The sequence below is a fragment of the Amycolatopsis anabasis genome, assembly GCF_009765355.1.
Lineage (GTDB): Bacteria > Actinomycetota > Actinomycetes > Mycobacteriales > Pseudonocardiaceae > Amycolatopsis > Amycolatopsis anabasis.
Genome location: NZ_VTHK01000018.1, coordinates 14,133 through 28,350 on the forward strand (window position 1 = coordinate 14,133; position 14,218 = coordinate 28,350).

13 protein-coding genes are annotated in these 14,218 nt (G+C 72.6%); all 13 read right to left on the minus strand.

Going from position 1 to position 14,218, the window contains the following annotated elements; genetic code table 11:
* Positions 1-90: 90 nt before the first annotated feature.
* The 13 genes from folK to dacB all read right to left on the minus strand — a co-directional run bounded on the left by folK (position 91) and on the right by dacB (position 14,078).
* Positions 91-591 (minus strand): 2-amino-4-hydroxy-6-hydroxymethyldihydropteridine diphosphokinase, encoded by a 501-nt coding sequence (gene folK, locus FXO23_RS23365; protein WP_158887549.1) that lies wholly within the window; start codon positions 589-591, stop codon positions 91-93.
* Positions 588-962, minus strand: a complete 375-nt coding sequence (folB, locus tag FXO23_RS23370) for a dihydroneopterin aldolase (protein WP_158887550.1) — start codon at positions 960-962, stop codon at positions 588-590. Before folB ends, folK begins: the two co-directional genes overlap by 4 nt.
* A complete protein-coding gene (gene folP / locus FXO23_RS23375) occupies positions 959-1,792 on the minus strand; it encodes a dihydropteroate synthase (RefSeq protein WP_158887551.1) in 834 nt (277 codons plus the stop codon). Before folP ends, folB begins: the two co-directional genes overlap by 4 nt.
* Positions 1,789-2,415: a GTP cyclohydrolase I FolE gene (gene folE, locus FXO23_RS23380; protein ID WP_246257701.1), complete on the minus strand. Its 627-nt coding sequence runs from the start codon at positions 2,413-2,415 to the stop codon at positions 1,789-1,791. Before folE ends, folP begins: the two co-directional genes overlap by 4 nt.
* Entirely contained in the window at positions 2,381-4,816 is a 2,436-nt protein-coding gene (ftsH, locus tag FXO23_RS23385; RefSeq protein WP_158887552.1) for an ATP-dependent zinc metalloprotease FtsH, read from the minus strand. The genes folE and ftsH overlap by 35 nt, the downstream gene beginning before the upstream one ends.
* A 244-nt stretch (positions 4,817-5,060) precedes the next feature.
* Positions 5,061-5,900 (minus strand): ESX secretion-associated protein EspG, encoded by an 840-nt coding sequence (locus tag FXO23_RS23390; RefSeq protein WP_158887553.1) that lies wholly within the window; start codon positions 5,898-5,900, stop codon positions 5,061-5,063.
* A gap of 88 nt (positions 5,901-5,988) precedes the next feature.
* A complete protein-coding gene (locus FXO23_RS23395; protein ID WP_158887554.1) occupies positions 5,989-6,777 on the minus strand; it encodes an ESX secretion-associated protein EspG in 789 nt (262 codons plus the stop codon).
* A 2-nt stretch (positions 6,778-6,779) separates the two neighbouring features.
* Complete coding sequence (locus FXO23_RS23400; protein ID WP_246257704.1) at positions 6,780-8,150, minus strand: WXG100 family type VII secretion target; 1,371 nt, start codon at positions 8,148-8,150, stop codon at positions 6,780-6,782.
* A 20-nt stretch (positions 8,151-8,170) separates the two neighbouring features.
* Positions 8,171-8,539, minus strand: coding sequence for a hypothetical protein (locus tag FXO23_RS23405; protein ID WP_158887555.1), 369 nt, complete (start codon positions 8,537-8,539; stop codon positions 8,171-8,173).
* Between the two features lie 189 nt (positions 8,540-8,728).
* Entirely contained in the window at positions 8,729-9,277 is a 549-nt protein-coding gene (gene hpt, locus FXO23_RS23410; RefSeq protein WP_158887556.1) for a hypoxanthine phosphoribosyltransferase, read from the minus strand.
* Between the two features lie 12 nt (positions 9,278-9,289).
* Entirely contained in the window at positions 9,290-10,291 is a 1,002-nt protein-coding gene (gene tilS / locus FXO23_RS23415) for a tRNA lysidine(34) synthetase TilS (protein ID WP_246257705.1), read from the minus strand.
* Positions 10,288-11,319, minus strand: coding sequence for a zinc-dependent metalloprotease (locus tag FXO23_RS23420; RefSeq protein ID WP_158887682.1), 1,032 nt, complete (start codon positions 11,317-11,319; stop codon positions 10,288-10,290). Before FXO23_RS23420 ends, tilS begins: the two co-directional genes overlap by 4 nt.
* A gap of 92 nt (positions 11,320-11,411) precedes the next feature.
* A complete protein-coding gene (gene dacB, locus FXO23_RS52515) occupies positions 11,412-14,078 on the minus strand; it encodes a D-alanyl-D-alanine carboxypeptidase/D-alanyl-D-alanine endopeptidase (RefSeq protein ID WP_343034503.1) in 2,667 nt (888 codons plus the stop codon).
* Between the last annotated feature and the right edge of the window lie 140 nt (positions 14,079-14,218).

Here is a 14,218-nt window from a genome sequence, read left to right on the forward strand (position 1 = left end):
CGCCCCAAAACCGGCAGGAAGGGACCTTTACTCCGGTATTTCGATAGTAAATCTCCCTCGCTACCGCCTATCGATAGCGAAGGTCCCTTCCTATCGCGGCCGCAGGATGAGATCGGGGCGGAGGTGGACGCCTTCGCGGTCGGCGGCGGGGAGGGCGGCGAGCAGCGAGGAGGCGGGGCCGTGGCCGGGCAGTACGGCGTCCGGGTCGATTTCCAGCCACGGGATCAGGACGGTCGCGCGGTCCGGGGTGCCCGGGTGGGGCAGCAGGAGCTCCGGGTCCGAGGAGCGCACGTCGTCGACGGTCACCACGTCCACGTCCAGCGTCCGCGGTCCCCAGCGCCGTTCGCGCACCCGGTCCGCCGCCCGTTCCAGCGCCTGCGCGGTCCGCAGCCAGGCCCAGTGGTCCCGGGCGGGATCGTCGGCGACGCACACCGCGTTGAGGAAGTCCGGCTGGTCTTCCACGCCCCACGGTTTCGTCTCGTACACCCCGGAAACCGCCACCAGCGCGTCGCCCAGCCCGTCCACGGCGAGCCGCAGGTACCCGAACCGGTCCCCCAGGTTCGAGCCCAGCGACAGCACCGCGCGGGTCACCGGCGCCGTCCCTTGCGCGACCGGCGGATGGTGACCGCCACGTCGTCGAAGGTCAGCGGGATCGGCGCGGACGGTTTGTGCACGGTCACCTCGGCCGCGTGCAGCCGCTCGTCGGCCATCATCTCGTCGGCGATCTTCCCGGCGACGCTCTCGATCAGGTCGTACGGTTCGCCCGCGACGATGTCCGCGGCCAGTTGCGCCAGCTCGCCGTAGTGCAGCGTCCGCGGCAGTTCGTCGGTCCGGGACGCCTCGGTGAGGTCCAGCCACGCGGTGATGTCCACCACGAACTCCTGGCCGTCCCGCTTCTCGTGCTCGAAAACCCCGTGCCGCCCGAAAACCCGCAGGCCGGTCAGCGTGATCCGGTCGGTCATCCGCGCCGCCAGGCCGCCGCCACCAGCACCGCGTCCAGCGACGCGCCGACCTCGTGCACCCGCACGCCCCACGCACCGGCGGCCGCGGCCAGCGCGGACACCGCCGCGGTCGCGTCCTCCCGGCCGTCCGGCGGCCGCGGCGAACCGTCCACATCGGACAGAAGTCGGCCGAGGAACCGCTTGCGCGAGGCGCCGACGAGCACCGGGAAACCCATCGACAGCACCGACTCCAGCCCGTGCAGCAGGGCCCAGTCGTGTTCGGCGTGCTTGGCGAACCCGAGTCCCGGATCGAGCACGATCGACTCCGGAGCCACCCCGGCGGCCAGTGCCTCGTCGACGCGGGCGGACAGTTCGGCGCGTACCTCGGCGACCACGTCGGTGTAGGCGGCCAGCGCGTTCATGTCCTTGCTGTGCCCGCGCCAGTGCATCAGCACGTACGGGGCGCCCGACGCCGCGGCGACCTTCGCCATCTCCGGATCGGCCAGGCCGCCGGACACGTCGTTGATCACCTGCGCGCCCGCTTCGAGCGCGGCCGAGGCCACCGCCGCCCGGGTCGTGTCGACCGAGAGCCGCAACCCGTCGGCGGCCAGCGCCCGGATCACCGGCAGCACCCGCCCGATCTCGGTTTCCGCGTCCACCCGGGCCGCGCCCGGCCGGGTCGATTCGCCGCCGACGTCGATGATGTCCGCGCCCCGCTCCCACATGGCGTGCGCGTGCGCGAGGGCGTCGTCGAGGCCGAAGTACCGGCCGCCGTCCGAGAACGAATCCGGGGTGACGTTCAGCACGCCCATCACGACGCAGCGCGCGGGCGCGGGCAGTGCCGGGTTCATCGGCGGCCCTTGATCAGGTCCAGCGCCTCCGCCCGCGAACGGGACGAACTCTGCAGAATGCCGCGGACCGCCGACGTCGTGGTGCGCGCGCCGGGTTTGCGGATGCCGCGCAACGACATGCACAGGTGCTCGGCCTCGACCACCACGATCACGCCCCGCGGTTTGAGCCGCCGGTCCAGCGCGTCGGCGATCTGGGAGGTCAGCCGTTCCTGCACCTGCGGGCGTTTCGCGTAGAGATCCACCAGCCGCGCCAGTTTCGACAGCCCGGTCACCTTCCCGTGCCCGTTCGGGATGTACCCGACGTGCGCGACCCCGTGGAAGGAGAGCAGGTGGTGCTCGCACGTCGAGTACATCGGGATGTCGGTGACCAGGACCAGCTCCTCGTGCGCCTCGTCGAAGGTCCGGTCCAGGACGGCGTCGGGATCCTCGTAGAGCCCGGCGAACATCTCCCGGTAGGCGCGGGCGACCCGCTCCGGGGTCTCCCGCAGCCCGTCCCGGTCCGGATCCTCGCCGCAGGCCAGCAGCAGTTCCCGCACGGCCTGCTCGGCACGGGCCTGATCGAACACCGGCCCGTCCGCCTGGGCCGGATCAGCGGCGATTTTCGCCGTCCTGGTCGTCCGCACGCCGCTGCTGGCCTTCCTGCGGCGGCTGCGGCGGCGGACCGCCCTGCCCCTCGCCGGTGGCCGAGAACCAGCCCTGCTCGCCGACGGGCTGCTCCTCCGGAGCCGGGCGCCACGGCTGCGGCCGGCCGCTCGGCGTGGTCGCCGGGGTCCATCCGGGCGGGGCGCCGTAGTTCGGCGGACCGGCCGGGGCCGCCCCCGACGGACCGTTCTGGCCGCCGTAGGGCTGCGGCCAGCCGCCCCGGCCGCCGGAACCGTTCGGGCCGCCGCCGGGCCGCCCGCCGTTCGGGTTGGGGAAGCCGCCGCCGGGCGGAACCGGTGGCGCGTAAGGGTTCGTCGGGTCCGGGCTGGGATGCGGCGGGCCGCCGGGCAGCTCGCCGCCGCCCGGGGCGGTGGCCACCGGGGTCGGCGCGGGCTGCAGCGCCGGGCGCTCCTTCTCCTGCCCCGGCGGGGGCCACGGCTCGCCGCGTTCCATCGCGAGCTCGCGCGGGGTCTTGATCGGCGGCTTGTCCGACGGCGTCCGCTCACCGAACTCGTTGAACACGGTGATGTGCGGCCGCTTCTCCACCGACGCGAAGATCCGCTCGAGATCCTTGCGCTGCAGCGTTTCCTTCTCCAGCAGCTCGATCACCAGGTCGTCCAGGACGTCCCGGTAGGTGTTGAGCACCTCCCACGCCTCGGTGTGCGCGGTCTCGATGAGCTTGCGGACCTCTTCGTCGATCTCGTGCGCGACCTCGAGCGAGTAGTCCGGCTGGCGACCGGCCGACCGGCCGAGGAACGGGTCGCCCTGCTCCTGGCCGTACTTCACCGCGCCCAGCCGGGCGCTCATGCCGTACTCGGTGACCATCGACTTGGCGATCTTGGTGGCCTGCTCGATGTCGCCGGAGGCGCCGGTGGTCGGCTCGTGGAAGACGAGCTCCTCCGCCGTGCGGCCACCCATCGCGAAGACCAGGCGCCCGATCATCTCCGAGCGGGTCATCAGCTCCTTGTCGTCCTCGGGGACGAGCAGGGCGTGCCCGCCGGTGCGCCCGCGCGGCAGGATGGTCAGCTTGTACACCGGCTCGATGTCCGGCATCGCCCACGCGGCGAGCGCGTGCCCGCCCTCGTGGTAGGCGGTGATCTTCTTCTCCTTCTCGGAGATGATCCGGCTCTTGCGCGCCGGACCGCCGATCACGCGGTCGACCGACTCCTCCAGGGCCGCGTTGGTGATCACGTGCCCGTTCTGGCGGGCGGTGAGCAGCGCGGCCTCGTTGATCACGTTGGCCAGATCGGCGCCGGACATGCCCACGGTCCGCTTGGCCAGCGCGTCCAGCTCGACGTCCTGGGCCAGCGGCTTGCCCTTGGAGTGCACCTGCAGGATCGCCCGGCGGCCGCGCATGTCCGGGGCGGACACCGGGATCTGCCGGTCGAACCGGCCGGGACGCAGCAGCGCCGGGTCGAGGATGTCCGGGCGGTTCGTCGCGGCGATCAGGATGATCCCGCCGCGCGAGTCGAAGCCGTCCATCTCGACCAGCAGCTGGTTCAGCGTCTGCTCGCGCTCGTCGTGCCCGCCGCCGAGGCCGGCACCGCGCTGGCGGCCGACCGCGTCGATCTCGTCGACGAAGATGATGCACGGCGCGTTCTGCTTGGCCTGCTCGAACAGGTCCCGCACCCGGGAGGCGCCGACACCGACGAACATCTCGACGAAGTCGGAACCGGAGATCGTGTAGAACGGCACGCCCGCCTCGCCCGCGACCGCGCGGGCCAGCAGCGTCTTACCGGTGCCGGGCGGCCCGTAGAGCAGCACGCCCTTCGGGATCTTCGCGCCGAGCGCCTGGTAGCGCGCCGGGTTCTGCAGGAAGTCCTTGATCTCGTACAGCTCTTCGACGGCCTCGTCGGCCCCCGCGACGTCCCCGAAGGTGGTCTTCGGCATGTCCTTGTTCAGCTGCTTGGCCTTGGACTTGCCGAAGTTGAGCACCCGGTTTCCGCCGCCCTGCGCGTTGTTCATCATCCACATGAGCAGCACGAGCAGGATGCCGAGCGGGATCAGGTAGATGAGCAGCTGGGTGAGGAAGTTCTGCTGGGTGACCGTCGTGCTGAACTTCAGCGGCTGGCCGCCGGACTTCGCGTCGAGGAGCGTGGTGTAGATCTGGCCGGCGGCGTCCCCCGGGTACTGGGTCAGTACCTGGTTGACCTGCTGCCCGTCGACATCGATCTTGTTGTTGAGCTGAAGCTTGAGCTTCTGCTCCTTGTCCTCGAGGCTGGCTTCCTTGACGTTGCCCGACTTGATCTGCGCGATCGCCTGCGAAGTCGGCACCTGCGTGTAGCCGCGGTCACCGTCGAAGATGGTGGAGAACGCGAAATAGAGCAGCAAAACCGCGACGATCCACAGCAGTGGGTTCTTGAGCAGGCGCTTCCGGTCCATATGACTCGGCCGTGGTGGCCTCGACCCTCCCTGGTTAGGCGGTAGATGTGACATCCGCCGTCACGGTGTTGACAACTGCGTACGGGGGACCCGTCGTACCAGGGTACCGTCCGGTCGAAGCGGTCACCTGCGCGAGCCTCCCGCAGGTCAACGGTCGGTGCGGCACCGATGTTCCCCCGGGGGTTTGCGCACGTCAACCGACGTTCGAATGGTGAAGATCAACAGCCCGGAACGGAGAACTCCCTCAGCGGTCGTCGGTGACCCCAGCCACCATCTCACCCAGCCTGGAGCGCAGCGTCTTCGGGTCGGCGGGCGAGACGGTCACCCACTCCCGGCCGTCGGTTCCGGCCCGGGACAGGCTGAGGTACCGGCCGGTCGCGGTGTCGAACCAGGCCAGCACCGGGGAACGCCGCTTGCCGCCGAGCGAGTTCCGGCTGTTCGCGGCGAGCTGACCACCGCGCAGCCGCGGCTGGCCCGCGAGCTTCGCGTAGGCCTCCCGCGGATCGGTGGTGACCTTCTCGCTCAGCGACGTGCGCGGTTTCGCGGGGGCGCGGCGGGCCTTCTTCTCGTCGCCGTCCGGCTCGCCGCCGACCGCGGCCGGGACGGCCGAGCGGATCGGCTGGGTCCGCAGGGCGTCGGCGAGCGGAAGTGTGATGGACGCCTCCGAACCGCGGCGGCCCGGCGGCAGCAGGTCGACCACCGCGGACGCGATTCCCTCGGCGAACGCCGGGCGGATCCAGATGCCCTCGGCGTCCTGGATCGCCAGCACGGCGTTGCGGCCGTCGGACGCGGCGAGGATGCCGATCGGTGGCGCCTGGTAGTCCGGGATGTGCAGCGCGTCGATGCTGATCGCGGGGCGGGCCAGCAGGGCGAGCCAGTCCTCCACGTGCGGTTCGAGCCGGCCCTGGAAATCCCGGATGCCGCGCGCCTTCAGCTCGGCGTTCGTCCGCTGCCGCAGGGCGATCCGCTCGTCCTCGGTGGCGCCGTGCGAGCGCACCTGCAGCGGGTAGGGCACATCGCCCGCGCCCATGGCTTCCCAGAGGAAGTCGAACGCGATCGGCGTGAAGAACTCCTGCGTGCTCACGGTCAGCCTCCCTAAGGTCCTACTCAACGGTAACGCCCCGCGGCACGGGGACGAACTGCCCTTTCCGGCAGCCAGAACGCTCCGGAAATCAGCGCGCCGACGCGGTCGAGTTCGCGGCACCGGCGAGCATCTCGCCGAGCCGGCGCCGCAGGGTCGCCGCGTCCGCGGGCGCGATGGTGATCCAGTCCCGCCCGTCGTGACCGCTGGTCGCCTGCGTGAAGTACCGGCCGGTGTCGGTGTCGAACCAGCTCAGCACCGGCGCCCGGTACCGCCCGCCCATCCGGCCGCGCGCGTTCGCGCCGATCTGGCCGCCGCGCAGCCGGGGCTGGGCGTGCAGCCGGGCCAGCGCCTTGCGGTCCTCGTCCGCGGACGTCCGCCCGTCCCCGGCCCGCCGCTGCAGGAAGTCCACGCCGGAACCGGAAAGCAGTTGCTCGAGCGGCACGGTGATGGACTTCTCGGTGCCGCGCGGGGCGGCCGGCAGCAGCGAGACGATCGCGCTGGCCAGGCCGTCCGGCGCGGTCGGCTGGAAGTGGAACCCGCGCTCGTCCTGCACGACCAGCAGGCCCCGGCCGTTCAGCGCGGAGGCCACCGCGAGCAGCGGTTTCGCGTGCGGCGCGGTGATGTGCACCTCGTCCAGGCTCACCTCGGCGCCCGCGAGCACCTCGAAGAAGTCCTCGATGTGCGGCTCGGGGCGCCCGCCGGGGCCGACCAGGCCGCGCTGCGCGAGCGCGGCCATGGTCTGGCTCCGCAACGAGGCGCGCTCGTCCAGGGTCGCCCCGTGCGAGCGCACCTCCAGCGGGTAGGGCAGATCCTCGGCTCCGGTCGACTCCCAGAGGAAGTCCAGCTCCAGCGGAGTGAGCAGCTCCGCTTTCGCCACGCCTAGTCCTCCTCGTCGTCAGTCCACGCACCGATCACCGGCGGCGGCGTGGCCTGGTTGGCGCCGAAGGCGTCGTCGGGGTCCGGCTCGATCAGGAAGGAGGCGTGCGTGTGCTCCTCTTCCTGCTGTTGCTGCGCACCGGCGGCGCCGGCGCCCATCGGGGTCATCGGCGGGCCGGCGGGCGGCGGGTTCGCGCCCGCGCCGATGGTCCCGCTCGGCGGCACGACACCCTGCTGCGGCGCGTTCGCCGTGGCGCTGTTGCCGACACCGCTCTGGTTGTCCGAGGCGGCCGAGGTCTCGTTGGTCTGCTTGCTGCCGCTGCGGCTGCCCGCGCCGAGCGTCCGCCCGGCCGCGGCGCCGAGGCCGGCGCCCAGCGCGCCCACGCCGAGGCCCTGCGCGATGTTCGCGCCACCGGCCCCGCCGTGCGCCACGGCCTGCCCGGCGTGCGACCCGATGCCGGAGCCCACCCCGTCCGCGGGGCCGCCGACCGGCAGGTCACCGCGGAAACCGGGCTGCTGCGGGCCGGTCTGCACGGCCTGTCCCGCGCCGCCCGCGGCGGCGCTGTGCGTGCCGGCCGCCCCGGCGATGCCGAGGGCGCCGACGTTGACCGCGGACACCCCACCGGGACCGCCGACCGACGGGCCGCCGCTCACGCTGTTGTGGCTCGCGGTCGCCGGGAGCCCGAGGGACTCCGGGCCGAAGCTCGGGGTCGTGCTGTCCACTTCGGACATCGCCTTGGTGTAGGCGTTGAAGTAGGCGACCTGCTGGGCCTTGACCTCCTTGGCCGCGTCCGCCTGCTCCTTCATGTCCTGGATCATCGCGGCGGGACCACCGGCGAGCATCGCGGCGGTCTGCTTCGCCGGGTCGAACTCCTTGGGCGCCGGCATCTTCTTGACCTCGGCGGCGGCCGCGGCCTGCTGCGCCAGGCGGGTGCCCATGGAGTGCGCGGCCTCCCCGGCCTGCGCGCTGGAGTTGGCGATCGCGACCAGGGTGCCCTGCGCGGCGCCGGCGCCCTGGCCGACCCACACGTTGCCCAGTTCGGAGATCGCGTTGTACAGGTCGTTCGCGGCCTGGTGCAGGTCCTTGCCGTGCGCGGTCCAGGCCTGGCCGGTGGACTCCGCGGTCCCGGGGTCGTTGTTCGTGGTCGCGCCGTGGTAGAGCTGGGTGCTCTCCTGGGAGGCCCAGTTCGGCGGGCTGACGATCGCCCGGTCCTCGCCGACCTGGAAGCCGTCCGAGCGGTTGCGCGCCTGCTCGACGATGCCGGCGGTCTCGGAGTTGTCCAGCTTGACCGCGCTGCCCGCGGTCACCGAACCGGTGTCGGTGGGATAGTCGCCGCCGGCCGGCGGGATGTCTTCGCTGCTGTGCTTGCCCATGACTCGGATTCCCCCTGATCTCACGCCTGGCCGGACAGCGTCGACGCGCCACCCTGATCGGTCTGCCGGTAGTAGCCCATGGCCGCGACGATCGCCTGCTCGGCCTGGTCGTACTGGGTGAAGAGGTTCTGCAGCGCCTGCGTGTAGGAGTCGCCGCGGCCCTCGGCCCGCTGGGCGACCTTCGCCGAGATGGCTTCGCCGACCGGGTTGGCGCCGAGCTTGGGCGGTTCCGCGAGGGAACCCGCGCTGCGGAGCAGGCTCTCCACCGCGTCCTTGCCCAGGCGGATCTTCTTCAGCACGGTCTGCGCCGCGTCCGGGTCGATGCCCAGCTGGCCGGTGACCGCCGCGTTGCGGAACGCGCTGGCGTCCGCCAAGCTGTTGTTCCCCATCTCAGTTCTCTCCTGCCCCATAAGTCCGCGTCGGCTACGCGGCTCCCTCTTCGCATAGGTTAACGCAAGCGTTCGTGCCCTATGACGCGTTCCCGAAGGTTAAGGTTCCGCAATTCGCGAACCGGCGCAACGGGGTTCACCAGGAATTATCGTCCCAAGATCGACTTGTCCCGTGAACTGTCAGAACTGTCAGGACGAGTAGACCTTCGGGTCCAGCGTCCCGATGTACGGGAGGTCGCGGTACCGCTCGGCGTAGTCCAGCCCGTAGCCGACGACGAACTCGTTCGGGATGTCGAAGCCGATGTACTTGACCGGAACGTCCACTTTGACCGCTTCCGGCTTGCGCAGCAGCGAGCAGACGTTGAGCGACGCCGGTTCGCGGCTGGCCAGGTTCTTCAGCAGCCAGGACAGGGTGAGCCCGGAGTCGACGATGTCCTCGACGATCAGCACGTCCCGGCCGGCGATGTCCCGGTCGAGGTCCTTGAGGATGCGCACCACCCCGGACGAGGAGGTGGCGGAACCGTAGGAGGAGACCGCCATGAACTCGAGCTGGGCGGGCATCGGGAGGGCGCGGGCGAAGTCGGTCATGAACATCACCGCCCCCTTGAGCACCCCGACCAGCAACAGGTCGGTGCCGTTGGCCGGGTAGTCCGCGGCGACCTTCTCGGCCAGTTCGGTGATCTTGTCTTTGATCTGCTGCTCGGTGACGAGCACGGAGGCGATCTCGCCTTCGTACACCTGGCGTCCCCTTTATGTGGTGGGTTCGGGATTAATCACGTGCAGCCTGCCATGTGTCCGCTGCGCCACCAAGTTGCCGGGCAACCACACGCCGCCCTGTCCGCGCCATCCGCCGATCAGGGCATCCACGGCACGCAGGTGCGCGTCGGTCAGTTCGCGGACGCCCGCGTCGAGGAGCCAGCGCCGGAGCACCCGCCGCCGCAGCGCCGCCGGGGTCCCCACCAGCGCGGACACGTCGATCTCCGGGCCCAGCCCGGCGTACAGCGCGTCGGCGAGTTCGTCGAGCGCCTCGGTGTCCTCGCGCAGTTGCGCCGCCGTGCGGGCCAGGGCCGCGGCGACCCCGCCGTTGAGCACTTCCTCCATCAGGGGGAGGACCTCGGCACGCAGCCGCACGCGGGTGTACCGCGGATCGGTGTTGTGCGGGTCCCGCCACGGGAGCACGCCGAGCGCGGCGCACGCCGCGGCGGTGGTCTCCCGCGGCACGTCCAGCAGCGGGCGGGCCCACGGCGGGTCCAGCGCCCGCATCCCGGCCATCGACCGCGGACCGGATCCCCGGCCGAGCCCGAGCAGCACGGTCTCCGCCTGGTCGTCGCGGGTGTGGCCGAGCAGGACGAGGGCGCCCGCGCCGGGCAGCGCCCCGCGCAGCGCGGTGTAGCGGGCGCGGCGGGCCGCCGCCTCGGGCCCGCCCGGTCCGCGCACGTCGGCGCCGAGCACATCGGCGGAGTCGGCGCCCAGTTCCCGGGCCTTGCCCGCGGCGTCGCGGGCCACCGCCGCCGAACCGTCCTGCAACCCGTGGTCGACGACCAGCGCGCGCACCTTCAGCCCCATCCGGTGGCCGACGTGCGCGGCGGCCTCGGCGAGCGCGAGCGAATCGGCGCCGCCGGAGACCGCGACGCACAGCTCGCCACACGCGAGATGGCCGGTGGTCTCCGGATCGCCGAGGAATTCCCGTACCGCCCGGCGGACCTGGGCGACCGCCGGATGCGGCCCACTCGCGGACGAGTGCCCGTTCACTTGTGGATGCGCCGCACCCATGAGTCCGGATCCGCGATCTCCGCCCGGGTGGGCAGGGTGTTCGGCGAGGTCCACACCGCGTTGAAACCGTCCATCCCGACCTGGTCGACGACGTGCCGGGTGAACGCGGCGCCCTGGGCGTACTGGCGGATCTTCGCGTCCACGCCGAGCAGGCTGCGCAGGACCCGGTCGAGCAGGCCGCCGCCCTTGCGCCGTTCGGTGAACCGGCTGCGGATGGTCTCGACCGCGGGCACCACGGCCGGGCCGACCGCGTCCATCACGTAGTCCGCATGCCCCTCGAGCAGCGTGGACAGGGCCAGCAGGCGGTCGAACACCGCGCGCTGCTTCGGCGACTGCAGGACGTCGGCCAGCGCCAGCGAGCCCTCGGCCTTGGCCCGTTTCGCCTGGCGCAGGGTGTCCGGCAGGCGGCCGACCAGATCGGCGAGGCCGTCGGCGTCCTGGCCGGTGAGCCCGCCGACGAGCCGTTCGACCTCGTCGGCGAAGTAGTCGCGCAGCCAGTCCACCGCGGTGAACTGCAGCCGGTGCGTGCATTCGTGCAGGCACACCCAGAGCCGGAAATCGCGGCCCGGCACGTTCATCGCGCGCTGCGCGGTCACCACGTTCGGCGCGACGAGCACGAGCTGCCCGGTCTTGCCGGGCCCGCCGAACGGGTCGTACTGCCCGAGCACGCGCGCCCCGAGGAAGGCCAGCACCACTCCGGTCTGCACCCCGGCGCCGCCGGCGAGCAGCGGGGCGAGCGGGCCGCCCGGACCGCGCGGGAGCGCCTTGCTGGTGAGCGCGTCGAGCCCGGCCGCGGCCGCCCGCACCCAGCCCGGGCGGTCGACCACTTCGCCGGGGAGCAGCGGGAGCCCCTCGCCGAGCCCGGTCAGCGCGCGCACGTGGGATTCGGCGTCGATGGTCAGCTCGCGCAGTTCGGAGACCGCGAGTTCGGCCTCTTCGCGGGGCACCACCGGCCCGCTGCGGACCAGGAACGCACCCGTCGTCGCGGCCAGGGACCAGTCGACGATCGGCCGCCCGTTCTCCGAAACCTGCTCGCTCACCGCGTTCACCCCTTCGACGCTACCTGCCCCGGGCAGGTGGCGACACAGTGCGCGACCGGCTACCGGCAGCCACAGCCGCGCAGGGCGGCGGCCACCGCGTCCAGGGCGGCGCGGCCGGAGTCCTGCTCGCTGCCCGCGGACATCAGCGCGAAGACCAGCACCCGGCCGTCGGTGTCCAGGACCACCCCGGCGAGCGTGTTCACCCCGGACAGGGTGCCGGTCTTGCCGCGCACCCAGCCCTTTCCCTTGGCCGAACTGGGATCGCCGTAGCGGCCGGACAGCGTGCCGCTGCCCCCGGCCACCGGGAGGCCCTCGAGCAGGGGCCGCAGTTTGACGGTCTTCGGGTCCTTGCCGTCCGGCGCGGCGGCCGCGGCGAGCAGCTGGCTGAGCAGTTTCGCCGGGACCTTGTTCTGCGCCGACAGCCCGCTGCCGTCGTGGAGCTGCACACCGGTGAGGTCGAAACCGTTCTGCGCCAACACGTTCATCGTCGCCTTGGCGGCGCCGGCGAAGGACGGTTCGTTGCCGGTGGCGATCGCGGTCTGCCGGGCGAGCTCGTCCGCGAGCAGGTTGTCCGAGGCCTGCAGGAGCTGGCGGGCGAGTTCGGTGATCGGCGCGGATTTGACCTCACCGAGGACCTTGGCGCCCGGCGGCGCCGTGGTGGTGAGCTGCGGGGCGACGGTCGCGCCGAGCCGCTCGGCGAACTTCTGCGCCAGCGTGCCCGCCGGATCGGTGACCCGGACCGAGTGGTCGTCGGTCGGATTGGTGAGGCCGCCGTCCAGCATCAGCGGAACCACGTTCGCGGTGTACTGCGGGGCGTCCCCGGGCGACCAGCCGTTCGCGGTCACCGGCCCCTTGAAGGCGCTGACGTCGACCTGGACCTTCTTGACGGCTCCGCCCGCGGCCTGCCTGACCTGGTTGACCAGATCGTCGAGGTGCGCGGCGCCGGGATAGACCGAGTCCTTGCCCGCCGGTAGCGAGGACAGGGTCGGATCGCCGCCGCCGACGATGACCACGCTGCCCGGTTCGGTCCCGGCGACCACCTTGGTGGACAGCTGCTTGCCGTGGTCGAGGGCGAGCAGGGCGGCGGAGACGGTGAGCAGTTTGGTGGTGGACGCGGGTGTCAGCGCCTGCGCCGGGTTCTTCTCCCAGAGCGCGGTGCCGGTCGCCGGGTCCACCACGCTGCCGGTGAGCGTGCCGAGCGCCGGGTTGGCGGCCGGACCGGCGAGCGCGGCGGCGACCCCGTTCGCGGTGGGCGTCGGCGCGGACGCGCCGGGCGCGTGCAGGCTCCGGGTGATCGCGACCGGTTTCGGCGGGTCGCCCTTCGGCGCGTTCGGCGCCCAGGGCAGGGCGAGCCGGTTGGACACGGCGGGCAGCGCGAGCGTCACCCCGGCCGCGACGACCACGACGAGGATCAGGGCACCGATGAGCAATCCGCGCCGCTTGCGCCTGGGCCGCGCGGCTTCCGGTTCGGCCGGGGGCTGGGGCCGGTCTTCCTCGGCTTCGCCGGTGGTCGCCTCGGCGGGGCGCAGTTCGCCGGACGGTTCGATCCGCATCGGCTGGGCGTGCGGTGCGACCGGGATGGGCGGCGGCACGCGCGGGCCGGGCCGTTCCGGCGGGGCGGCTCCGTCCCGGAAGACGGGCAGGTCGACCCGGGTCGGCTCCTCCATCTCGGGTGGTTCCGGCCGCGGCGGGCGTTCCCGCCGGGGCGGGAGCGGCGGCTGCGCGGGCGGACCGTCCTGCGGCGGCGGCCAGGGCGCCGCCTGGCGCGGCGGTTGCCGGGGGCCATCCGGCCGGGGATGCGGCCGGGTTTCCTGTTCCGGCAGGGGCGGCGGGACCCGGTGCGGCCGGGTTTCCTGCTCGGGCTCGCGCACCGGCTGGAACAACGAGAACTGCGCGGTTTCCGACTCCTGGTCGGCCGGTTCCCGCTCGGGCGGGCGTGCCCAGGGCGCCTGCTGCTGCGGGAACGCGCCGGGCCGGAACAGCGAACCGCGCTGCTCCGGCTCCCGGGGTTCCGGCTCTTGGGGTTCCGGCTGGAACAGCGCTCCCGGGCGTTCCCGCGCCTTGGCGGCCGATTCCTCCCGCGCGACCTCCGCTTCCCCGCCGGACTGCCGCTCGCCGGTGCGCTCTTCCGCGACCGCATCGACGGGCGGGTCTTCGACGGGCTCCTGAGCGGTGGCCTCCGATCCCCCGGCGGCGGGTTCCGGTCGCCGCTCCTGGGCAGCCGCCTCCTCCCGGGCGGGCGGCCACTCGCCGGGCAGCTCCGGCTCCGCCGCGGGCCGCCGCTCGTCGCCCGATTCGGAGTCTTCGGCGCGTGCCTGCTGTTCGGCGGCCTCCGATTCTTCGACGGGTTCCGGTTCCGCGACCTCCTCGGGCGCGCTCTGTTCTTCCGCCGACTCGTCGGACGCGTCCTGCTCCGCCTCCGGCTCCTCGGCTTCGGCCTCCGGCTCGGCGGAGTCGCCTTCTTCGGTCGAGCCTTCCGCGGAACCATTCCCCGATTCGGGGGCCTTCTCCGGCGCGGCCTCCGGCCAGACGACGTCCTCGGCCTTCTTCTCCCCCTCGGCGGCCTTCGGCCAGGACACCACCGACACCTGCGCCGTGGCCTCCGCGACACCCGCGTCGGACTCCGGGGTGATCTCGCGCACCGGCAGTTCCGCGGTCTTGCCGCTGTCGCCGGACCCGCTGTCCGCGTCGTCCGACGGCCACTGCGGCTCATCCTGCTCCGGCACGCACCCCTCCACTGTGTCGATCCCCACCACGGCGTCCGTCCGCGCGACTTCGCCGCCGGGCGTAGTCCACACTAGTGAGCGTCAAGTCAGCGAAACCGTGAGCCGCCCATGCGGCACGTACAAGACGAGGTCAGCGAGGA

What these genes read in the sequence shown, in the direction of transcription:
- folB (WP_158887550.1), bottom strand. Translation starts at nt 962, where the DNA reads ATGACCGACCGGATCACGCTGACCGGCCTGCGGGTTTTCGGGCGGCAC.
- FXO23_RS23400 (WP_246257704.1), bottom strand. Translation starts at nt 8,150, where the DNA reads ATGGGCAAGCACAGCAGCGAAGACATCCCGCCGGCCGGCGGCGACTAT.
- folP (WP_158887551.1), bottom strand. Translation starts at nt 1,792, where the DNA reads ATGAACCCGGCACTGCCCGCGCCCGCGCGCTGCGTCGTGATGGGCGTG.
- ftsH (WP_158887552.1), bottom strand. Translation starts at nt 4,816, where the DNA reads ATGGACCGGAAGCGCCTGCTCAAGAACCCACTGCTGTGGATCGTCGCG.
- FXO23_RS23405 (WP_158887555.1), bottom strand. Translation starts at nt 8,539, where the DNA reads ATGGGGAACAACAGCTTGGCGGACGCCAGCGCGTTCCGCAACGCGGCG.